The sequence below is a fragment of the Aquimarina discodermiae genome (assembly GCF_040786235.1).
Taxonomy (GTDB): Bacteria; Bacteroidota; Bacteroidia; order Flavobacteriales; family Flavobacteriaceae; genus Aquimarina.
Map to the genome: position 1 here is coordinate 58946 of NZ_JBFMKP010000021.1, position 23756 is coordinate 82701.

Here is a 23756-nt window from a genome sequence, read left to right on the forward strand (position 1 = left end):
TTGCAACTATAATTTTTATAGTAAAAAATCAATACCAAATAAAAATCAACAATATGAGTTTTGTAAAATCAATGCAGCAGCGTTATACCACAAAAAAGTATAATGCATCAAAAAAGATCGAAAACAATAAATTAGAAGAGTTAAAGGAAATTTTACACCTAAGTCCGTCTTCAATAAACAGTCAGCCCTGGAAATTTATTTTTGTTTCTGATAATGATGTAAAGAAGCAACTTTCTGGCGTTTCATGGCTTAATACATATAAAGTATTGGATAGTGATACTGTTGTGGTGTTTAGTAGAATCAATAATGTTGCTTTGTTTGAAGAGCAAATAGAAAAAGAACTTCCAAAAGGAGCAGTAGATTATTACAAAGAATTTATAAAGCCCAGGACAGAAGAGCAAATTAAAGCTTGGTTTGATAAACAAGTTTACTTGTCTCTTGGTATTTTATTAAGTGCTTGTGCCGATATGGGAATCGATGCAACGCCTATGGAAGGTATTGAACCAGAAAACTATGATAAAATATTAAATCAAACAGATTATACTACTCTTGTGGCTGTCGCCATAGGATATAGAGATCAGGAAGATTTTAATCAACCCAGTAAAAAACCAAAATCAAGAAGAGATATTCACAAAATAGTAGAAATTATTTAGATATAAGAAAACATACTGTCTAATTACTATGTAACAATATTACTTCTTACAGGTATTGTTTTGTAAAAGCCATCTTTAGGGGTGGTTTTTGTGGTTTTGTAAAGTACTATTTATTAGTTAGGCATGTAGAATATAAATTTCTTAGTTTTGAAGGAATAAATTAGCGTACAATTTTTTGAATTTTCCCTAGTAAATAGTTTGATTTGGTATTTGTTTTACCTTTGTATCATCCAACAATGAATACTCTTTTTTACCTCAGACATATTTGATTGTAGTAGGATCTTTCTGAAGAATAATAAATAGATTGTTTAAGTCAAAAAGTCGATACTAAATTTTTGCCAGATCATGCGGGTTAAGATACTTTTACAATCCTAATAGTAGAATGAAATGGTACAAAATTTAGAAATTATAATGTTTTAATAAATGAGGTTATATTTTATTGTAGTTTTTATGTTTTTGGTCAGTTGTACACATGCACAAACGTATGAAGGAAATATAGGTAAATATCCAATTTTATTAGAGTTAGAAATTAACCAAGAGTATAATGATGTATTTGCATACTACTTTTATAAATCTCAACTAAAAAACATTTCATTCACAGGTTCCTATGATGATTCAACACTAATATTAGATGAGATATTAAGCGAAAAACAAGAAAAAGAACTTTTTACACTATCTATTAATAAGGATTCTTTGAACGGTATCTGGAAATATAATGGACGATCTCATCAAGTCAAATTATCTAAAACTTCAAAAAACAGCAACGATTTCAAGCTTAAAAGGATTGAATTTATTAGAGATAGCATCACAAACTATCATAAAAAAGAGCTGGTTTGGTTTACCGAAAAACATTCAAAAACATACTTTTTTAGGTTAGGTAATGGGTTTACAAAACAGCAACGAGATGTCTTTAACCCCATATTAGATTCGATACATGTTGAGCATGCAATAACAAGTTTAGATTGTAGCTGGGCAGATATAGGGGTAGAAATTGAATTGGTATCAGAAGAATATGTGAGTTACAAAGAATTTTCATCTATCTATTGTGGCGGAGCGCATCCAAATCATACAATTGCAGGGTTGAATTTTGATTTAAAACGACTTAAACAATTAGATTCGATACAAGAAATCTATCCAAACTTGGTTATTTCTGAACTGGTTAAAAATAAGTATAAGGATGAAGAAGGTTACCAAAATGAGTGTGAGCATTTTGCAGAGGAGAACAAAGATGCCTGGAAGTATGCTAACTGGTTTTTCACAAAAAAGGGAATTATGGTAGTACCCTCTTATGTGCATGCAATGACTCACTGTAGAGAAGAATTTTTAGTACCTTATGATGTGCTAAAAAAAGCATCGCAATAAAGTAATGATATTACTTAAATAGAGGGTTGTTGAAACCAGAATTCTACAACTAGTACCTAGTTTTAATAATAAATAGTATAAAAAATAAGACCTAAATTGAACGAACAACCGACCCTAGTAAAAAAGAGAATTGAACTGTTAGATGTATATAGAGGCTTTGCAATTCTGGGAATTTTTGTAGTCAATATTGTAATTATGAATTCGACATTTTTGAATCAGGATGAATTTGCTTTGCAATGGACTTCAAGTATTGATCAAATTTCTAGTAAAATTTTACAACTGTTTTTTTATACAAAATTCTTTCCTATTTTTTCGTTGCTTTTCGGATTAGGAATTTCGATGCAAGCATTACGGTTATTAGAAAAAGGTACATTGTCGTTTTCATTTTTTGCAAGAAGGATGACCATCCTATTTATAATAGGTGTATTGCATATTTTGTTGTTATGGTCGGGTGATGTATTAAATCTCTATGCGATTTTGGGATTATTAACAACACTGATGATCAAAAAATCAAATAAAACCATTCTTTTTCTGGCTGCTTTTTTTCTTTTCTTTCCGTTTTATGATCTGGTACTTGGGTATTTGATGGAGCTTTTAAGATTTAAGCCAGAGATTTATTTAGATGGATATACAGGAGAAACCGTTAACCACATAATAAAAAGCGGAACCTACTTAGAAGGTCTAAAATTAAGATGTTTAGAATACCTCACAAACATTCCTATGCTGTTTGGTTTTTTAGCACCTATTGCGATATCGATGTTCTTGTTGGGGCTATATCTGGGTAAAAACAAGATTTATGATACATTAGATGCTTTTATTCTAAAAATCAAAAAACCCATGCTTATAGTTGCTCTTGTAACTAACCTGTATAGGATTGTATTCTTGTTTGTACTTCCTGATTTTGAAATCTATTCGACAGAAATTTTTAGACCTATTTTTATAAAATTAATGGTGCTGTCTGATACTATGATGGGGTTATTTTATCTATGGGTAATCGGTTGGTTTTGGTATAATACAAAACTAAAAAATGTACTTTCTCCTTTAAAGTACGTCGGTAGAATGGCACTAACCAATTACATCATGCATAGTTTTATAGGATTGATCTTGTTTTCGTCTGTTGGTTTTAAACTGTATGAAACCTTTAGTCCTTCGGGAGCGTTATTGACCGCCGTTTTGGTGTTTGTTGGCCAGATAATGATAAGTAAAATATGGCTTAAGAAGTTTAGATATGGTCCGTTAGAATGGATCTGGAGATGTTTAACTTACAAGGAACTTTTACCGATTAGAAAATAGCTGTTAGCGAATAAAACATTGTATAATAATTACATTCATTATAGCTCAAAGATACAATCCTGCCCACAAAGCAGGCAGGGTTTTCTATGGTGTTAGTATTGCAAGCATAAAAGATAGACTAGTTTAAAAAAACTAACTCTTTAAGTTTAGCGTCTTCATCTGTTTTCTTATAGTACCCACTACCCGAAATTTTGATCATTTCTTTTTTCTTTAGTTTAAAATCCTGGATTTTTTTATGGTTTAAATTCGTCATACTTGTTTTTTTGTAATTAAACTTATCAGCAAAAAACAACTTTTCTATGAAAACTCTAAGTAAATAATGAAATTATATAGCCGTTAATTAATCGACTTATTGTGGCTTGGTTGTTAATTAAAAGTTACAGTTTATTCATTATCTTTGAATTAGAGCTTAAAGTTTGACAGTCATTTTTGGTCAAAACTTGTAAAAGATTCTTGTCGTACTTTAGAAATAAAATAATGATATGAATAACATACTAGAAATATCTACAGCAATCATACTTAGTGTAGGAGGTTCTGGAGCTATCATTATCGGGATATCAAAATGGATTGGACAAATGATAGGCAGTTCGATGCATGAAAAACAAAAAAGATTGTACGAAGAAGAATTAGAAGAGGTTCGAACAGCATATAGGATCCAGTTTGAGAAATCAAAATCTGTCTTAGATCAATCAAAAGAAGTATTGCTTAGGTATTCTGAAAGTCAATTTAATCTGTATAATGATCTATGGAGAAGTCTTTGCGATTTAAAACTTAGATCTCATGAATTGTGGGAGATTGCAAGCTCTAATAAATTAAAAGCATTTTCTGATCAATTAAAATCTACAAGAGAAGCTGTAGAAAAAAACGCGCTCTTGATTGAAAAAAATCATTATGACAGTTTGATTAATTTGATCAATGAGTTTGAAAATTTTGAGGTTGGCAAGCAAAATTTAATAGAATTGCGATCCAATAATTATGATGGAATCGGAAGTCAGGATGAAATACGATACCAGATTCAAAATAATAGAAGGTCTAAAGAATGTTTTGATAATTTGTTGGGTGACCTTGCTTCTTATTTTAGAAAACAAATTAAAGGAGAAAATATACAAAGTAGCATACAACAATAAATAAATAAAAATGGATAATCCGGTACAATGGTTTGAGATTGCCGCAACAGATCTCGAACGAGCAAAAAACTTTTACTCAAAGGTTTTTAATTTAGAATTTCAGTTGGTAGAAATGCCAGATAGTAAAATGTATATGTTTGGAGCACCAGACAAAGTGGGATCGGCAGGGTCCATCGTACAATCAGGAGATAGCAAGCCTAGTCAAGACGGCACCGTTGTTTACTTTGCATGCGAAGATGTAGCCGTACAAGCGAATAGAGCAGAAGAAGCAGGAGGCACATTAGTAATCCCAAAAACAGATATAGGTGAATTTGGTTTTTTTGCACAACTTATAGATACAGAGGGTAATCGAATAGGTTTGCATTCGCAAAACTAATACCAGGGTCAGGACCTATATAATATTTAGCTTTTTGATAATTGCATATTTGTAACGTTCACTAATAAGAATTTTTTCATTATCCATTAACGTGATCAAATTATCATTAGGAAAAATATCTTTGATTTTATGTAAATTGACCATAGAGTTACGATGAGTTTGAATAAAATAGGAAGGTAGAACCTGCGTAATTTTTTTTAAACTCATTTTTATAAAATAATTGTTTTGTTGATAAACAACTTTACAATAACCATCTTCTATCTGTATATATGAAATATTGCTAATTTCAATTTTAGTAATTCGATCTTTATTTTTTACAAAAAGATACTGATCTCCTAAAACAGTAGGAGCTTTTTCTTCAGAAAATGCATGAAATTGATTGAAAAACTTTTCGATGGCTAACTCCATAGTAAACATCAATTCCAATTCGTTAAAAGGTTTTAGTAAATAGCTAATAGGGTTTGTTAATTTAGCCTTGTTAAACACCATTTTATCTTTAGAGCTGGTAAGAAATAGAAAGGGAATGTTTAGCATTGAAACTTTTTGAGCTAATGCTATTCCCCCCATTTCTTTACCCAAAAAAATATCAAGAATACAGAGGTCTACAGAAGTTTTAGCAAGTACTTTTTCGGCTTCATTTACATTTGTACATATAGTGATGTTGTCATAGGCATTTTTAGTTAGTATTTTTTGAATGCTATCTGCCTCTTTTGGGTTATCTTCTAATATCAGGATATTGATATTTTCCATTTGGTCAATATTATTTATGTGCTATATTTTTTGTCAAAAAAACAATCTCGACCGTTGTGCCAACGTTTTTTTTACTTTTTATTGTTAAATCCCCACCATTGTTACGAAGTAATGATTTACAAAGTCTAAGCCCAAAACCGCTAATAGAATTTTGGTTTGTGTTTTTAGAATCGTTATCCAGAGTTATATTTTTGAGCTTTTCTTTAGAAATACCAATACCCGAATCGATGATCTGTAAATGCACGAAATTGTCATTATTGTGGGTGATATCAAAAATTATAGATCCATTGTTATGAGAATATTTGATGGCATTATCAAGTAAGTTTCTAAGTACTACTTTGGTGGATTCTATATCAGAATATACGATGGTTTGAGCGGGGATATTGTTTTTTAGTTGTATTTTTTTTGAGTTAAGAATACTCTCATAATCATAAATGATTTGCGATATAATGGGTTTAAGCATAAAAGACTCTAAGTTTGTAAATAGTTGCCCTGATTCTAGAAGGGACCAGTTAAGAACCTTGTCGAGTAGTAAATGTACTCCGTTGGTTATCTGTACACCTTCATTAATTTTAGCAATCAATTCTGTTTGATTGCTGTTTTCTACGGCTTCGATTACTAAGGTATTGTTATGACGTATACTATTTATAGGAGTTCTTAGATCATGAGAAACAATAGAAAATAACTTGTTTTTCATTTCGTTTAGGTGTTGTAATTTATTCTTTTGAGCAGTAATGATCTTGTTTTTATGAATTCTTTGTTTTAAGAAGAACCCAATAACACCTATAAAAACCAACAATGATATGATCCCTGCGTATAAAAAGCTTTGTCGTGTTTTTTGTACTTCTATTTGTTTTTCTTGTAACTCAATTTCCTTTTCCTTTTGTGCAACGGCAAATGCTTTTTCTTGTTTAGAGAGTTCCCATATTTTATCTCGATTCCAGATAGAGTCTTTCCATTTTTCATATTCTTTTCTATAGGCAATACTGGCTTTTAATTCATTTCGGTTTTCTTCTACTACCGACATATTAAGTGCAGCGTTTTGCTTTATTTCTATATTCGATATAGATTTTGATAATAAATATGCTTCTTTAAATAGTGGAATTGCTTTATCATCCATGTATTGCTCATAAAACAAATTTGCAATATCCATGGTAGCGTAGATAATGCTTATTGTGTCTTTATCTTGTATTGCCAAATTTCGTTCTTTATATAAATAATGAGCTGCCTTTTTATTGTTTTTAAGATGTAAATGACAAATTCCTATATTGTGATAAATTTGTTTTAAATGGATATTACTTTTTTCTTTTCCATACGTAGATTCCCATTGCTCATAAAATGATAGTGCTTCTTTGTATTTTTTTTGATGTAAGCATATAACACCTAATTTTAATTTTTTTAAGTAGTTATAATCAAAGGTGTCAGAAATTTTACTCATACTTTCTTTTGCCTGCCCCCAAAGTTTCTTTTTTATGGCACATGCACCTTGTAAGTAATGTGCATAATCAAAAAGTGTATTCTCTTCGGTTTGTAATAAATATTTACTAATATTTATATAAGTAGAATCGACATTGTTGTTAAAAAAATAGTCAATAGAATTATGAAAGAGTTTTGAATGGTTTGATACCTGACATATCATTCGAATAGATTTATCAAATTCCTTAACATCACTTTGCGAATAGAAGTTAAAGGTTGAAGTAAAGTATATTAATGCTATAAATATTTTGGTTTTCATGTATAGAGTAAAGCATAGTTTTTCGAATTGATGAAATCTAAGTATTGTATAAACAAAATGAGATAGAAACTACCTAATTGCTATGAAGATTTTGTTTCACTAATATCTCTCACTGTGGTAACTGTACCTCTGGTAGTTTCGGGATCACCATATTGATAATTAACAAGTATGTTTTTGGCAGCATCTCTTTCATTAGTACTATAGCTTAATTGAACCATGTAAAGATCAAATTTTATATAGTTAGAATTGGATAATAAAGCTTTTAATTTTTTTTGATTAAAACCTAACATTCTTATGGTCATTTCTCGGTAAATAGAATCTTGATCATTTTCTTGTAGTTGAGAAATATACTCGTTGTTTTCCCATTTTAAGATTTGTATACCTTCAATGTCATGCGGCAAATAGAGTGCAATATCAATTTGATATAGGTATTTAGAGAGATACAAACATGATGCAGAGACCATGGGTTTTGAAGGAGCTTTGTCGATTAGAAAAAGTTTTTGTGAAACTACCTCTACAGATATAGGGTCACAACTGATAGCTTGGTCTGAAGATACTAGGTTGTTCATGGTTTTAAGAGTTTTAATATTTATACAAAAGGTTCTTCACCTAAAGATAAAGAACAATAAGGGAAAATTCCCGGTTATTTACTGTTTAGTTGTTGAAATGTTAACAAATTGTATAATAGATTGATTCTTATAACCAGATAAAAAAGTGTTTTATAGTAAATGTTTTTTTGTATTTGATTGAATTTCAGAAGCATGTGATTAAGATGTGAAACTTGATTTTTACTTTGTAGCTATGTACTTTTGTTTTGTGGTATTCTAACCTAGTATTGCTCGTTTACTAGCTTAAAAACAGAATTATCTAAGGTTTTATTCAAAACTATCTGGCAAGCGAGTCTGTATCGAGGTGTATTTTTACAGGCAATTTTTAAGGTGTGATTTTCTTGATCACTTTTATTACAAATGATTTCTCCTGTTATAATTTCTACGATACAAGTGCCACATAGTCCTCTGCCTTTACATTCTCCTATTTCTGTATAAAACGTATTTACAATGAGCTCCATCAAATTAGGGTATTCTAACCTAGAATAGTTGATAAGATGTATTTCGTTATCAAAATCAATGATAGTAAGTTTCATTAGTATTTAAGTAATTTTTTATAGTATGGGTTGTTTTAAAATAGAATCATTAAAAAAAACAAGGTTCTGCCCAGTTAGTAAGTTCTTCTTGACTCCAAACTGTTGGAAAGAAAATACGACGTTGATACTTGGGATCGAGATATTTTTTCCATTCAGAACCTCCCGTGGCTGCTTTGCTTTTCTCATTGGTTTCTAAATAATGTGAAGCCGTTGCAAGATGAACTCTGGGCCATTTGATATTGTATAAATAATCAAAAGCACGCATTTGTTGTAGGAGGGTCGCAGAAGGGGTTGATAAGTTTTGAAATATATCATTAAGAGTATGGCCTCTTCTTTCTTTTGCTAATTGTAAAAGGTTCGAGGCGTACTTTTCTTCAAACTGCTGTAGAGTTAAGCTCTTCTTTCCTGTTTTTGGGTTATATCCTGCAGCTTTCCAGTATAGAAGTTCCATGAGATCTTCGATCGTATGATGTTCTGAAATTTTGTCTTTAAAAGTAATTAGGTTTTCGAGTGAAGTGCAATATAATTCGATGCATCGAAACTGAACACTTTGAAAACCACTGGCAGGAGCTAGTGCACTTCTAAAAGTATTGTAATCTTCATAATTCATACCTTCTTGCATGATGCCAAATGAATTTATGAGTAATTCGATATAACGAATAATTCTTGGTAGCTTGGCGGTAAGAAGTGATGCCGATACTTGCTCCTCTCTAGTAATTTGCTTGATTTCATTCAGAACTAGTTTTAGTACTAATTCTGTTATTTGATGGTAGATAATAAAGACTTCTTCATCTTCAAAGTGTGTTTTTGGGTTTTGTAGGGATAGTAGTGTTTCCAGTTGTATATAGCTCCAATAATTAACTTCTTTGGCATGAAGTAAACCTTTGAGATGAGTTCTGGAGGGGCTACCTAGTTTTAGATATTTCTCTTCAATAGATTGGTATATGTCAGAATTAGATGTTTGCATTTTGTAAAGATTTATGAGATAGCATAATGAGAATGGTTGTTTTAAGTACTTCTATTAGCACATAATATAAGTGCATAGAGGAAGATTGAGGAGTAGTTTTGTTTAAAATCTGTTCTATTCTTAGATCTAATATGGGGATTAGATAAAAGGTTTGCATGACGAGTATGAGTACTAGAAAAAAAAGAAGGTATTTAGAGGCTTTGTGTTTTTTTATAGGTGAGTTTATAAATACACATAAGAGTAAAGTAATAAGAAAAAATAACTCTACTTTATTAAGAACTCCAAATACCAATTTGCCAATACTTAATCCTATGGCTTGTGTAACGCCTTCTGCCTGAAATTTTAGCCAGGCTTCCATAAAGGATATAGATAGTACAAAACCTAACCATAGAATCGGTATTACAATAAAAATTCTTTTGGCAGTAAACATAGTTCGTCTAGTTGGTGGTTATATTTTTAACACGTTCTACTTTGTCTTTTATAGATAAGGATAATAGTACAATACTATTTTCTGTAGCAGTAAGGTTATGTATAACGTTACCTTCTAATGCAATTAAGTCTCCTGATTTTAGATGTTGTATACTACCGTTTACACCAAAATCAATGGCACCTTCAAAAACTTGTACTACGATGGGAAATGGTGTTTTATGGTCCTTCATAAGTTGTCCTTTTTTAAAAACAATGCGTATTTCTTTTGAGGCTGACGTGTCAATCAAAACGTTGATCGAGGGTTTTTTGTCGTTATAAACAATATCTTGAGTTAGAGAGGCAGTTTTCATTGGTATTAAGTTTATAGGTTATATAAAGATCTTTTTATCTTCTAATAAAGTTTCTTGACAAAGATAATTGTTTTTTTTATAAGGGATAAAAATATCCTTTATGAAAATAATAGGTTCTTGTTCTTTTATATAATGTTGTTAAAAACTAACATTATTGATTGTTTTTGGTGATAATGATAGCATAATTAGACATTGTAAATCTAGAATTGTTATTTTTTTACTATATTTATGTTGTTATTTAACAACATAAGTGTTTAAAAACGTATTTAATGATAGTAAAAACCAACATTAATTGGGTGGCGATGACAGATGATGCTATTCTAAAACAAATAGGACATTTTTTAAAGAGCCAACGTATTTTGAAGAATAAAACACAAGCTCAGATAGCAGAAGCAGCGGGTGTTAATAGGTATACTATTGGTAAAATTGAAAAAGGAGATTCTATAACATTAGGCACATTAATACAGGTCTTGCGTACATTGGATCTATTGTATGTATTAGAACATTTTAATACAGTACAACAAATAAGCCCTTTGGAAGCAGTGAAGTTGCAAGAAAAAAAGAGAAAACGCGCAACGGGCACAAGAAAAGAAGATAAAAATAATAGTGATTGGTAATGGTAAATAGTGCAAGAATAAAAATTTGGGGAGTAACAGTAGGTGCTGTACTATGGGATGAAGCAAATCAACTGGCAAGTTTTCAATACGAACCTTCTTTCATTACAAGAGGTTATGAATTAGCCCCCTTAAAGATGCCATTAGATGGTACTATTATTTATAACTTTCCGGATTTGCGATCTAATCCATTGTCTACAGAGAATACTTTTAGCGGGTTACCAGGGCTATTAGCAGATGTACTTCCTGATCGCTATGGAAATCGATTAATAAACACCTGGCTTGCACAACAAGGAAGACCAGAAAATAGTATGAACCCGGTAGAAAAACTATGTTTTATAGGAACCCGAGGTATGGGGGCATTAGAGTTTGAGCCTGCCACCAATAAACGTACAGATGCATTTGATTTAGAGATGGATAATCTTGTCGAAGTAGCGGCTGCGATGCTTAATAAACGTGAACGTTTTACAACCAATATTAATAAGAGCGAGTTGCAAGCAATGCAGGATATTCTTACCATAGGAACCTCTGCAGGAGGAGCAAGGGCAAAAGCCATTATTGCATATAATGAAAAAACAGGAGAAGTAAAATCAGGACAAACAAAAACTCCCAAGGGGTTTAAGCATTATCTCATAAAACTAGATGGTGTAGATGATGCTCAATTTGGAACATCCAAGGGGTATGGCCGTATAGAAATGGCCTATTATTATATGGCGATCGATTGTGGGATTACTATGATGCCCTGCAACTTGTTAGAAGAAAATGGCCGAGCACATTTTATGACACAGCGCTTTGACCGAGAAGAAGGAAACATTAAACACCATATACAAACACTATGCGCTATGAAACACTATGACTATAATCAGGTAGGTCAGTATAGCTATGAGCAATTATTTGAGACCATGCGAGAGCTTAGATTACCCTATCCACAAGCAGAGCAGATGTTTAGAAGGATGGTGTTTAATGTTATTTCTAAAAATTGTGATGACCATACCAAAAATTTTGCATTTAGATTAAAACAAGATGGGGAGTGGGAGCTTAGTCCTGCATATGATATATGCTATGCATATCGCCCAGGAAGCCAGTGGGTAAGTAGTCATGCGCTTTCTATTAATGGGAAAAGAGAAAATATTACTCTTCAGGATTTTCTTATCGTAGCAAAATCTATGAACATCAAAAACCCCAAAGAAATTATCCAACAGATTAATACCATTATACAACAATGGGAAACTTATGCAAAAAAAGTAAATGTAGGCGATGCTCATATCAAAAGCATAAAAAAAACACTCCTTAATTATGATTAACATATTAAGGAATTTTCCGAATCCAAAATACCATCAATAGTTTATGGTAATGCCGCTGAAATATTATGAAATATTTTTTCCTACAAGGGTGCTTTATATTTACATAGATAAAAAATACTACTTAAAAGAATCTATAGAATAGAGAGATTACTTTTTAAGAAAACATCTCTTTTTTATAACCATAATAGATTTTTTAAATTCTAAAGGAGAATGAATATTTTTCTTTAATAAGTACACATTCTTTACGGATACTTTACCCCGATATTCATTTTAATTACAGATTCCGTATACGTCAAAATACTTTTGATAAACATACGCAGGTATTGTTAATAGAGGTGTTATAGAAACAATTTCCAATATACAATACGATGTACAATAATCTGATAAGTAATTAACCAAAATGAATATAACATGAAAAAAAGACTACTTTTTTTAATTTTTACATTATGTGTGGCTATGACCAATGTGGCCCAAAACACTGGAGTGTCGGTACAGGGAATAGCAAGAGATGCTAGTAAGGCAGCCCTGGCAAATAAAAATTTGAATTTCGTTTTTGATGTACAAACCCCTAACGGAACTTCTAAATATTTAGAAACCCAAAACCTGACTACAGATGCTTTTGGAGTGTTCTCGCATATTATAGGAACAGGTACCCCGCAAGGGACTTCGTTCAACGAGGTGGATTTTAGCACAAAACATTTAAAGTTGGTCATCAGTCTGGACGGGACAGTGATTTCTGATCAACCTTTTCAATACATTCCTTATGCATATCATGCCAATAATGGAGCACCCACAGGATCAGTAATGCCGTATTTGGGACCAACAGCTCCCAAGGGATGGTTACTATGTAACGGAGACCCTATCCCTAACCCTACTACATCAGGGGCAGCATTGGTCGCATTAATAGGAAATAATACACCCGACCTGAAAGGAATGTTTTTGAGAGGTACAGGAGTTAGTTCTGAAAATCAGAAAAGCGGTCCTGAATTAAGAACAACTCAGAATGAAGATTTTAAAAGCCACAATCATGAAGGTAAAACAGGAAATCATGACAATAAAAATGCACAGATAAAAAGTGTTTCCAGAGCAGACATAGATAAATTTCTTGGATCGATTCTTATTCCTCAACCTACTATAGTTATAGAGGAAGTGCCACTTGCAGATCATACACATACTATCCCACCTAGTGGAGGTGCAGAAACAAGACCTGTAAATTATGGGGTAAACTATATTGTTAAATTATAAAAGTAATTCTTGTATGAAAAGAATACTTTTATCCATTTGCTTGGGGTTAATGGCTAATTGGCTTTGGGCACAAAGTAATCCGCAAGTGGTTACGGGCGCTACAACATTACAAGAGAAAGACTATAACAACGATGGTGACAATGTCACTTTACAAGTAGGTACAAGTCAATATTATTTTGATTACAGTTTACCTATTTCGGGAGAATTAGATGGGCATTTATCAAGTCGTTTCCCTTGGGATGTATTATACATGAATGATACTTTTACAGAACAAACATTTGATGTTTCGAAAGGTTACTACGGCGACAAAATTCAATTAGATTGGTCTATTGGCGCTAATAAAGAGGAGATCGAAAATATTCTCATTTATCGCCGGCCTTATGTGGGGACTACTTCAGAGTATTTTCAATTTGAAGATGGAGAATATATCCCGCATGAATCATTTGGAGCTCCAATTACTACCTTAAGTAATGATGACTTTCAATATATAGATTATTATGTAGAAGGAGGACTTTTGTACGAATATTTGGTATATGCCAAAGGAGTATCTGCATTGGCAGAGCGATACACTTCTTACATTACCGGGGTAGGGTATAGAAATCCAACTGCAGTGGTTTCTGGTAATATTAGTTTTGAAGGAGGAAACCCAGTAAAAGATGTAGTGGTACGAGCAGAACCGCAAGGTGCAGAACTCAATATAGGAAGTAGTATTGTCATTTCTGATCAGGGAAAACTAAATGTTAGGTATTTAAATAAAAAGATCACTACAGAAACTACTTTTCAATCCTGGATAAGAATACAGGACCCCTCTGATTTTAACTGGCTAACATTACAATACCGAGATTTGGTTAACGGAGATATATTGTCTTCAAAGGTCAAGGCCAATGTGGTATTAGATGAGGAGAATGGAGAAAAAACGTTGAAGATTAAAGTTAGCGGAGTTAATGCTGGTAGTGGAGAATATTCAGTTACTCTCAAAAAGTACTATCCAACGGGTGATGTAGATGGTAGAGGAGATGATATTCTAAAACCAATATCAGAAATTACTTCAAATTTTATTCATCTTTCTTTGATACTAACAGCAGGTAATACGCCAAAATTATTCTTAAATGGCCGTCAATTAAATAATGAACTCATTGGTACAATAGCCGAGGCACAAGAAAAGGAACTGGATAGTACCCAAAGAAAGATTCCTGAACTTAGTATTATAGGAAATTATACATACCCATCAGACAAAGAGTTTAATAGCTTATTGATAGCAGATCAAATGGATGGCGTTATTGATGAAATCCGTCTGTGGCAAAGACCTTTGGATGAAAGAACCATACGACAGGATTTTAAAAGGTATCTAAACGGAACCGAAACAGGTTTATTAATGTATTTGCGTGCTAATGAAGGACAAGGTGAGTATGTGTATGACCTATCTGCAAAAGGATATGATTTTAATAAAAATAATGCATTGCTGGTTCATGCAAACTGGACATCAAATGCAACAGACAGGCCAACGACCAATCAATTAGGGGTACTGGGAGTCACCGATGAGAACGGAAATTATGTGATTGCCGCTATTCCTTATAGCGGGGCAGGAGAATCCTATACTATAACACCAGCTTATGGGGTACATCAATTCAAGCCCAATCAACAATTGATATTTTTGGGAGAGAGTGCCCAGATAGTTAATAAAATAGATTTTAAGGATGTTTCTTCTTTTATATTTAGAGGAAGAGCACGCATGGATGTGTATGGTACTTTTGAACCTATTAAAAATAATGATGGAAAGATTGAATTACCTAATGTTACACAAGTAAAAGAGTCTGGCTACAATGAATATAGTGTTACCATTAATAATACTGAACGTACCTATCAAAAAGGGGATTATCAGGAAGGAAAAAATCCAAATACGATTGTAGATATGCCCAATGTAGGGATCGAAGGAGCCAATATTTATATCGATGGTAATATTGTAATAGGAAGTGATAATCGTCCTGTAACAACCGATAAAGATGGTGGGTTTGTAATTAATGTACCTATAGGTAATCACTATATAGAAGTAAAAAAAGACAGGCATCATTTTACCTATGGAGGTCGTTTTCCTATGACCGTAGAAGATGCTTTAGCTCAGGAAGAACGAATAAATGGGGCGCCTTTAACTACTGCAGAAATAACGTATATTAGAGATAATCATAACATCGAATTCGATTTTTTCGAACATCAGGAGCAATCGGTCACATTTTTGGATCAGACAAAGGTCACTCTGGTAGGTAAAGTAGTAGGTGGGTCGATAGAAGCAGAAAAACCCATTGGTTTTGGTAGTGATGGTTATGTAGAACACGTATTTAATCCTCAAACTCCAGAAGAACGAACAGAGGCGGTAAGTGCAAAAAATAATATAGGAGTTGCTACGATCAAGTTAAGTCATGAAGCAGGAGATTTACTTATAAATACTAATGAAACCTCTGGTGAGTATCGAATAGCAATAGCCCCATTACAATATACGATCGAAAAAACAAGTACCAGCGATGGAGTTAGTATTGTTAATGATACCGATAATATTAGTAATACATTCTTGAATGCAAATGAAATATTGGACTTACGAACTGTTCCTGTTACCAAAACATCGACATTTTCATTGGGAGAAGGAGTAGATCCATTAGTATCAGGACCCTATCATTTTGAAAAGAGTTTTGTATATCGTTCTGCTCCACAATTATATGTGACTCGACAAACTTCGACAGAACAGGTTCCTGTCGATGGAGATTTATACAGTACAAAAGGGGTACAATTAAATGGTAAAGACTTATTTATATATGAACAATTTCAAAAATATTTTATAGATTTTGAAACCTATGAGCTGTATAAAAATTATGATAAAGGCATTACTGGTGTTGAGTCTAAAGTCGCTATAACAGATGGAGATTTTATCATTACCAATAATTTGGCTTTGGATGGAAGTGAGAAAATAACCATCAATCAAAATGATAAAAGTAAATCAACCTATAGTTTTGAAGCAGGTATTCCTAGTATCTCGAAACCGTTTTTAAGAACACTATCAATTAACTATAGAGTAAATGGGATTGATACCCCTGCAAATAATTATAATGATGAAGGGTTAATTTTGGGAGGAAAATCAGACGGAAGCCAAACTTTTGTAACTGCTGCCCCTGATGTACCCGATATTATTCTTAGGGATCCACCAGGGTCTAATAGTTTTGCCTCAATAGAAAAGGGAGAAAGTATTTCATATACGGCAGAAAGTAGTTTTAATAGTACAGGAGGAGTTTCTTCCAGTTTGCAATGGAAAATAGGATGTACATTCTCTGTTGGAGGAGGATTAGCTGGACCAGTGATAGAAACAGAAACAACCAATAGCCTTACAGGAGGAATTTCTGTTACAACTTCTTCTTCGGTAGGTACAAGTCTCAATAAAACATATACTTTTAATGAAACAATATCGACAAGTGATGATCCAGAATATGTTGGTGCAGATGGGGATTTATTTATCGGGAATTCCAAAAACTATTTTTACGGATCTTATGATAATATACAAGTTAATACATCAAAGTTGCCGGATTCTAATTCACTCGAATTACATTTTAAAGATATCAAGGGAAATGATGTTCCCTTGTTTATTAGTAAGCAAAAAGCCATGTATTTTGTAGAAAAGCCTTCAGAGACATTTTTTGTGTACAGCCAAAAGCATATTATAGAGACTTTGATTCCTGAATTGGAAGCCATTGTTTATAGTATCGAAAATAATACGTTTGACCCCAAAAATCCACCAAAATTATCGAAAGATGAATATGAAAGACAAATAAACTTGTGGAAAGAAACAGTACTTAATAATGAAATTACAAAGTATAGAACTTTAAAAGAAAGAGGTAAATATAAAGAGGGACTAACCGCTACTTTAGAAGCACAAGAATCAATTTTGGAAAGAGAAATTGAAAAAAGTGATTTGGCTCCTGGAGGAGAGTTGAATGGGGAAAAACAACTTAAAGAAAAGCTTGAAGATCTTAGCCAGCTAAAAACATTACTTGAAAATCGTTTTGAAGAAAATATTTCTTTTGATGCAGGAGTAGGAGAGTTGTCGAAGCATATAGAATCTACAACAATAGTAGGAAAAACAACAGAATATAACATAACTATAGATGAATCGTTAGCATTAGAGTTGGGGTTTACCATTAACAAGGCTGGATTTATTTCAACAATTTCTGCTATTGCAACTCAAGAAATAAACGGAGGTGTGAAAGCAGAAAAAACAAATACTTCAATAATTTCTTATACTTTAAAAGATAATGACGAGGCAAATATGTTAAGTGTTGATGTAGTCAATGCATTTGATGGTGATGGCCCGGTTTTCAGTACTATTGGAGGAAGGACATCTTGTCCATATGAAGGTATCAGCAGTTCTTTGTTTTTTGATGAAAAGGAGTATAAGAAAATCCCAGAAAAATATCATGAGGAGATGAGAGAATACAACGATTATGTAAAAAGTAAGAGTGCGTATGAAATTTGCGAATTAAACAAAGAAAATGGAGCGACTACGGATTGTACAGAACCAGATGTGGTCAATAAACCTGATTTTTATAAGGTCGATTTTTCAAAATTTAAGGGAGGCTTTGAATTAAATTATGCCACCCAAAGAGTCGAAATACCACTTATTAGTGTAAAGAAAGCTAATATGACAAATATTCCTGAAACTGGTATTGCCGAATTTGAACTCATTTTAGAGAATAATAGTGTAAGTGAAACAGACGCAGATTTTAAATTAAAAATAGATAATACTACCAATCCTTATAACGCAAAAATGAATGTTGGGTTTGGAGGAGAAATAGTCCATGTACCTTATGGGCAAAAAGTACCTTTTTTATTAACCCTTGAAAAATCGGCATCAGATCAATTCGATTATCATGATATCGATATTATATTAGAATCCTTATGTGATAAGTATAATGTAAATGATCGCGTTTCAATTTCAGCATCCTTTGTGCCTTCGTGCTCAAAAGTAGTGGTTGCAAAGCCTTTTGATAACTGGGTGGTAAACAATGCAGATATTTTTAATCTGGATGGATCTACAAACGCTGTAACCGTAGAACTATCAGAATTTAACACCAGCTTTAATAGTTTCAAAAAGATAGAACTACAGTATAGAAAATCGACTGCTTCTTCATGGAATCGCTTGCATACCTATTATAAATCACCTTTTACTACGGTAGAAGGAGATGCGGTAGATTATTTGGCCACAGCTATAGAAAATGGTGAAGATAAAAATTCGAGCATAACAGAAGCTACATTATCGTATGCATTTGATATTGCAGGATTAGAACTGTCTGATGGCAGGTACGAAATACGCGCGATTACCAGTTGTACCGATGGTACTCAATATATTTCAGAAACGATTTTGGGTACAGTAGATTTACAACGTCCACAACAGTTTGGAACTCCATCACCTACCGATGGTATTTTGCATGCTGGTGAAGACCTAAGATTGCAATTTAGCGAACCTATTTATTACAATCCCGCAATAAGTAAAATAGAGATTGTTGCAGAAACCAATGACCTGCCGGTTTCTCATGGCGTATCTGCTTATTTTAATGGATCAGAAAATACGGTAGTTATTGATAAAACCAATGTTGTGAGTGGGGATTATAGTATCGAATTCTGGATGAACAATAGTACAATAGGTGATGCAACCATTATGCACCAGGAAAATGGTTTTGACCTACGACTTGTCAACGGAGAATTAGTCTGGACATTGGGAGGACAAACCATACAACAAGGAATTATCAGTGATGATTTGTTTCATCATTATACATTAAGTTATCATTCAGAAAAAGGAGAGTTACGTATCTATGAAGATAGTAACGAGCTTATCGTTAAAACAGTGGGAGCTTTAGAGTTTACCAACAAAGAGAAATTAACGATAGGAGGAAATAATTTTTCTGGAAACCTGCACGATTTACGAATGTGGACAAAATCTATATCCTTATCAGAATCTGCTGCTAATATGTATACAAAGTTTTCTGGTTCAGAACGTAACTTAGTAGGATATTGGCTATTAAATGAAGGGCAAGGAACCATCGCCAAAGATTTGGCAAGATATATTCATGCAACTATGAATGCTTCCTGGGATATCAAGCCAAAAACCAATGCATATGGTTTCAATAATGATCAGTATATCGAACTAAATCTAAGTGATTTCTCAGAGTACGGAGCAGCAAAACAAATCCATGACGAAATGGATATTACGCTCTCTTTTTGGGTGAAAACTGATAAAAAGAAGGTGGCTACTATATTTTCTAATGGTAGAGGGACTACAGAGGATTTTGTACAGTCTAATGGTAAGCGTAATAAATGGGCGATAGAATTGGATACAGAGGGGCTTTTAGTTTTCAAAAATGAAGGGTTGTCTTACCAACTTAGTAATAGGAGTATTGCAGATAACTCCTGGCATCATATTGCCATGGTCGTGAATCGTATCGGAGCATTAAAAACATATATCGATACAGCGTTAGTAAGCTCATATCCCACCAAAGATATCGGAGGGATTTCTGGAAATACATTCTGGATAGGTGCTCGTGGTTTTACACACCCTAACAGTACAACTACTGTAGATCAGTTTTTTACAGGAAAAATTGATGAGGTAAGATTATGGAATACCGCCAGATCTATCGAACAAATACGAAGAGATAGCGGTTATGAGATTTCTCCAACTACATTAGGGTTAATTCTTTATGCAAATATGAACCGTCCAGAGTTGCCCAATGGTAAAGGTCCCAGGTATTATCATGCTTTATCTAACAATACCACTCCTGCTGTAAATTCGGTTTTAAGTACTGGTTTACCAAATTATTCAGAAGATGCGCCCAAGTTAAAACCAAAACGTGATTTGTTAAGTTTTGATGTTCGTCATGTGATTAATGGAGATGAAATGATTATTACTCCAGAGATTAGTAATTGGGCAGTTCTCGAAGGGCAAATTTTAGATATTACGGTAGATAGAATGTTTGATACCGTAGAAAATAGGCAGGCATCGCCGGTTACCTGGACTGCATTTGTCGAGCGTAATGAAGTAAGCTGGTATGTAGCAGAAAATGAGGATGTGTTGGATATAGAAAAGTTTGTAGGTGATAGCTATCAATTCGACATAACATTGATCAATAGAGGTGGCAAAAACCAAACATTTAAGATTAACAATATACCTGGCTGGTTAACATTAAGTGTTGATTCTGGTACATTAGAACCCAATAGTAAAATGACTATTAATGCAAGTGTAGATCCAGAATTTACAATTGGTGACTATATCGAAAACTTATATTTAGAAACTGATTTTGGGTTGGATCAAAAGCTACAATTAAATCTTAGGGTGTTAGAAACAGAACCTAACTGGTCTGTTGATCCTAATGCTTTCGATTTTAGCATGAATATTATCGGAAAATTAAAAGTAAGTGGTACCATTTCGAGAGACCACTATGATAAAGTAGGTGCTTTTTTTAACGGAATCCCACGAGGTGAAACGCGTCTGGTATATGATCCCGCCTATGATGAGTATTTTGTGTACTTAACCATATTTAGTAATACTGCGTATGGCGAAACTATCGAATTTAGAGCATGGGATGCTTCTCAGGGTAAAATTCTCGAAGTAGATTTAAATGATGTCACCACGACTACTTTTATGGAAAACGAGATAATAGGCACAAAATCGAATGCAGCTATATTCGAGAATACAGAAGTGGTAGAGCAAAAATTAGCATTAAATGCCGGATGGACATGGGTGTCTTTTGATGTAAGTGCCCCTGACTTTAGTAATCTTAATAAGTTAACCAGCGAATTGGATTTGTATACCAACGATAGAATATTAAGCTTAAATCCAGGACGTTTAGAAACGTATTTCAAACACCCAACAGACCCATATAAAAGTGGTTGGTCTGGTACAATAAGTGCCAATGGAGGGTTAACTACTTCAAAAATGTATAAACTTAAATTAGAAAAAGAGAATAATTTAAGTATTAAAGGTATAAAAGTTAATCTGGATGAATGGTTCTATGAGCTACATGAAAACTGGAACTGGTTGCCCTTTGTTGTGGGTAATAATACTCCGATCAATGATGCACTTGCTTTTTTTGAACCCGAAGATGGAGATGTGATCAAATCACAAAATCTATTTTCGATATACGACCCTTTAAATGGTTGGACGGGTACCTTAAATTATTTAATTGCTGGAAATGGGTATATGATACGATCGGGCAAGACACAAACATTTAGATATCCAAGATATCTAAGTACAGCTGCAAAAGGAAAGAGCGTACTAAAGTCTCAGTCAGAAATTTCCAAAGAGTATACAAAATATGCAGAAAATATGAATGTAATTCTTCGATTACCTAAAGGGTATTCTAAAGTTATGGTATATGATACTCAAGGTATATTGAGAGGTAGTGCAGAAAACCAGTGGGTAGAAGATGAATCGCTTAGTTTCTTGACCATTTATGGTGACATAGGCGAAAATATGAGGTTTTATATATCTAATGGGGTTACAGAAGAAGAAACCACAAAGACTATTGTTTTTAATGCTAATGATGTTCTTGGTACGGTACAGGAACCTATCGTGTTAAAAGTACCTTCAAAAATTATAGAGGTTTATCCCAACCCTTTTGAAAAAGAGCTTAAAATACGTGTTGTCGTAGAAAGTAACCAAAAAGTACAACTTACATTGGATGCTATGTCTGGACAAACAATTTATCAGAAAGAGATAGACGTTAACACTGGAGAAAACTGGTTATCGATTCAACCAGAAATTTCTTCGGGGAGCTATTACCTGAAAGCCATCGTAAATGGTGTAACAGTAAGTAAAAAAGTAATTAAAAAATAAGTCCAATAAGTACCACTGTTAACATAGAAACGTTAACAGTGGTTTTTAAATCATAAGAAGATGAAAATAGGTAACTATAAAAATTGGATGTTCCTTTTATTAATGGGTGTCCAAGTATATGCTCAGAATCCAGAATGGATCGTAAATGAAAATGATTTTCAATACACCATGTCGTTTGTAGCATTTTTAAACATTGATAGCAACGATTTAGAAAATTCTAATGATAAGGTAGCAGCTTTTGTAGATAATGAATGCAGGGGAGTTAGTGAGCTCACTTATATTGTTTCAGAAAATAGGTACTATGCATATTTAACGGTTTTTGCCAATAGAAATGATGAAACGATCAACTTTAAGATTTACGATTCGTCTAATGATAAGGTGGTAAGTATTAGTAAAACAGAAAATTTTGAAATCAATAAACATTATGGTGATGTTTTTCAGGCATATAGTATTGCAGAGCCAGCGTTAAATAATGAAGCGAATATTGTAGATTTTGATTTAGCAGATGTTTTTGTAAAAGATAAGATCTTCAATGAAAATGAGATCACATTGATAGTAGATAATAGCGATGATATTAGTAACCTTAATTCAATGTTTACAATGAGCCCAGGTGCAAAATTATACGTGGGTACAACAGAGCAAAAATCGGGAGAAAGCTTAATGGACTTTAGTACACCAGTAGCGTTTAGAGTAGTATCAGAAGATCAATCTGTTCTAAAAGAATGGACAGTAAATGTGAAGCAAACTTCTGGCGATATTGTTTACTATAAAAAAGACGCTGTTTGTTATCAAGGCGGTGCTATTAAGCTTGTATCTACCCGTAACAATGAAGAGGTATCATTATTAAAAGATGGCATAGCTTTTTCTAAACAAACCATTACTAATGGAGAAACAATATTTAGTAATCTTGAGACCGCAACTTATTTGGTGCAAATAGGGAATATTAGTAAAGAAATAATAATCAATAAAAAAGAGGAATGATGAATATTCGAGTATGTATATATGCAATAGCTATTCTCACAATGTTTAGCAGTTGCTCTAAAGATGATGACCCATCAAATACTATCATAAAGGCAACCAGTATAAGTATTATAAAAGAAGATGGTACTTTTATTTCTGTGTTTGATTGTGTTAATCCAAGTGAGAAGTATTCGGTATTAATAAAAGTAGAAGGTGAGGGTAGTGGCACTGTAAAAGAATCTGTTGTTCCATATACCATAAATGGCGAATTGTACAGTATGACTTTTGATAGGTTAGAAGATCAGCAAAATCAGATTAATTTAATAGAAGGCGAAAATGTTGTCCAGCTAGTTGAAACTGGTTTTGTAGCCAAAGTTTCTTATATCGCTCAAGATGACTTTGAACTGTTAGAATAGTTTATAAAGCTTATAAAATCACGATACTAATTAACGTAAATCGGGATAACCATTAAATGAAAAAAGCCGTCGAATTGAGTGATTTTCATAGCGACCTCTCGACTGTGCCTGTCTTGAGTTTATCGAAGGGCTCGAGATGATACGGAGAAAGATTGTATCGAA

Annotated in this window: 19 protein-coding genes; 11 read left to right on the forward strand and 8 right to left on the reverse strand. The window is 33.0% G+C overall.

Translation table 11 applies throughout. From position 1 onward, the window contains the following. The first annotated feature begins 53 nt into the window (after window positions 1-53). The 3 genes from ABW636_RS14615 to ABW636_RS14625 all read left to right on the forward strand — a co-directional run bounded on the left by ABW636_RS14615 (window position 54) and on the right by ABW636_RS14625 (window position 3308). Window positions 54-653 carry a nitroreductase family protein gene (locus tag ABW636_RS14615; protein WP_367590806.1) on the forward strand — a complete coding sequence of 200 codons (600 nt, stop codon included), beginning with the start codon at window positions 54-56 and terminating at the stop codon, window positions 651-653. A gap of 423 nt (window positions 654-1076) precedes the next feature. Beyond that, window positions 1077-2015, forward strand: a complete 939-nt coding sequence (locus ABW636_RS14620; RefSeq protein ID WP_367590807.1) for a hypothetical protein — start codon at window positions 1077-1079, stop codon at window positions 2013-2015. Window positions 2016-2111: 96 nt separating this feature from the next. After that, the gene (locus tag ABW636_RS14625) at window positions 2112-3308 is read left to right on the forward strand and encodes a DUF418 domain-containing protein (RefSeq protein WP_367590808.1); all 1197 of its coding nucleotides are present in this window, start codon (window positions 2112-2114) and stop codon (window positions 3306-3308) included. A 118-nt stretch (window positions 3309-3426) separates the two neighbouring features. On the opposite strand, the gene ABW636_RS14630 is transcribed toward ABW636_RS14625, so the two are convergent. Then, the gene (locus tag ABW636_RS14630) at window positions 3427-3561 is read right to left on the reverse strand and encodes a hypothetical protein (protein WP_367590809.1); all 135 of its coding nucleotides are present in this window, start codon (window positions 3559-3561) and stop codon (window positions 3427-3429) included. Window positions 3562-3790: 229 nt separating this feature from the next. Between ABW636_RS14630 and ABW636_RS14635 the strand changes: the two genes are divergently transcribed. Next, complete coding sequence (locus ABW636_RS14635) at window positions 3791-4435, forward strand: hypothetical protein (protein WP_367590810.1); 645 nt, start codon at window positions 3791-3793, stop codon at window positions 4433-4435. A gap of 10 nt (window positions 4436-4445) precedes the next feature. Next, window positions 4446-4811, forward strand: coding sequence for a VOC family protein (locus tag ABW636_RS14640; RefSeq protein WP_367590811.1), 366 nt, complete (start codon window positions 4446-4448; stop codon window positions 4809-4811). 15 nt (window positions 4812-4826) lie between these two features. Here the strand turns inward: ABW636_RS14640 and ABW636_RS14645 are convergent, their stop codons facing one another. The 7 genes from ABW636_RS14645 to ABW636_RS14675 form a co-directional block, all read right to left on the reverse strand. Then, window positions 4827-5561: a LytR/AlgR family response regulator transcription factor gene (locus ABW636_RS14645; protein ID WP_367590812.1), complete on the reverse strand. Its 735-nt coding sequence runs from the start codon at window positions 5559-5561 to the stop codon at window positions 4827-4829. Window positions 5562-5571: 10 nt separating this feature from the next. Next, complete coding sequence (locus tag ABW636_RS14650) at window positions 5572-7296, reverse strand: tetratricopeptide repeat-containing sensor histidine kinase (protein ID WP_367590813.1); 1725 nt, start codon at window positions 7294-7296, stop codon at window positions 5572-5574. Between the two features lie 80 nt (window positions 7297-7376). Further along, window positions 7377-7865 carry a hypothetical protein gene (locus tag ABW636_RS14655; RefSeq protein WP_367590814.1) on the reverse strand — a complete coding sequence of 163 codons (489 nt, stop codon included), beginning with the start codon at window positions 7863-7865 and terminating at the stop codon, window positions 7377-7379. 260 nt (window positions 7866-8125) lie between these two features. Then, entirely contained in the window at window positions 8126-8440 is a 315-nt protein-coding gene (locus tag ABW636_RS14660) for a 2Fe-2S iron-sulfur cluster-binding protein (RefSeq protein WP_367590815.1), read from the reverse strand. A 49-nt stretch (window positions 8441-8489) separates the two neighbouring features. Next, window positions 8490-9407 carry a tryptophan 2,3-dioxygenase family protein gene (locus ABW636_RS14665; protein ID WP_367590816.1) on the reverse strand — a complete coding sequence of 306 codons (918 nt, stop codon included), beginning with the start codon at window positions 9405-9407 and terminating at the stop codon, window positions 8490-8492. Continuing rightward, a complete protein-coding gene (locus ABW636_RS14670) occupies window positions 9394-9837 on the reverse strand; it encodes a hypothetical protein (RefSeq protein WP_367590817.1) in 444 nt (147 codons plus the stop codon). Before ABW636_RS14670 ends, ABW636_RS14665 begins: the two co-directional genes overlap by 14 nt. Before the next feature lie 7 nt (window positions 9838-9844). Further along, window positions 9845-10186 carry a cupin domain-containing protein gene (locus tag ABW636_RS14675; protein ID WP_367590818.1) on the reverse strand — a complete coding sequence of 114 codons (342 nt, stop codon included), beginning with the start codon at window positions 10184-10186 and terminating at the stop codon, window positions 9845-9847. Between the two features lie 269 nt (window positions 10187-10455). Between ABW636_RS14675 and ABW636_RS14680 the strand changes: the two genes are divergently transcribed. The 6 genes from ABW636_RS14680 (at window position 10456) to ABW636_RS14705 (ending at window position 23594) form a co-directional block, all read left to right on the forward strand. After that, window positions 10456-10803: a helix-turn-helix domain-containing protein gene (locus ABW636_RS14680; RefSeq protein WP_367590819.1), complete on the forward strand. Its 348-nt coding sequence runs from the start codon at window positions 10456-10458 to the stop codon at window positions 10801-10803. Continuing rightward, complete coding sequence (locus tag ABW636_RS14685; RefSeq protein ID WP_367590820.1) at window positions 10803-12104, forward strand: type II toxin-antitoxin system HipA family toxin; 1302 nt, start codon at window positions 10803-10805, stop codon at window positions 12102-12104. The genes ABW636_RS14680 and ABW636_RS14685 overlap by 1 nt, the downstream gene beginning before the upstream one ends. 411 nt (window positions 12105-12515) lie before the next feature. Further along, window positions 12516-13349 (forward strand): tail fiber protein, encoded by an 834-nt coding sequence (locus ABW636_RS14690; RefSeq protein WP_367590821.1) that lies wholly within the window; start codon window positions 12516-12518, stop codon window positions 13347-13349. 13 nt (window positions 13350-13362) lie between these two features. After that, on the forward strand, window positions 13363-22218 hold the full coding sequence (locus ABW636_RS14695; RefSeq protein WP_367590822.1) for a LamG-like jellyroll fold domain-containing protein: 8856 nt from the start codon (window positions 13363-13365) through the stop codon (window positions 22216-22218). Between the two features lie 60 nt (window positions 22219-22278). Beyond that, window positions 22279-23199: an SGBP N-terminal domain-containing protein gene (locus ABW636_RS14700; RefSeq protein ID WP_367590823.1), complete on the forward strand. Its 921-nt coding sequence runs from the start codon at window positions 22279-22281 to the stop codon at window positions 23197-23199. Then, window positions 23196-23594 carry a hypothetical protein gene (locus ABW636_RS14705; RefSeq protein ID WP_367590824.1) on the forward strand — a complete coding sequence of 133 codons (399 nt, stop codon included), beginning with the start codon at window positions 23196-23198 and terminating at the stop codon, window positions 23592-23594. The genes ABW636_RS14700 and ABW636_RS14705 overlap by 4 nt, the downstream gene beginning before the upstream one ends. Window positions 23595-23756: the final 162 nt, after the last annotated feature.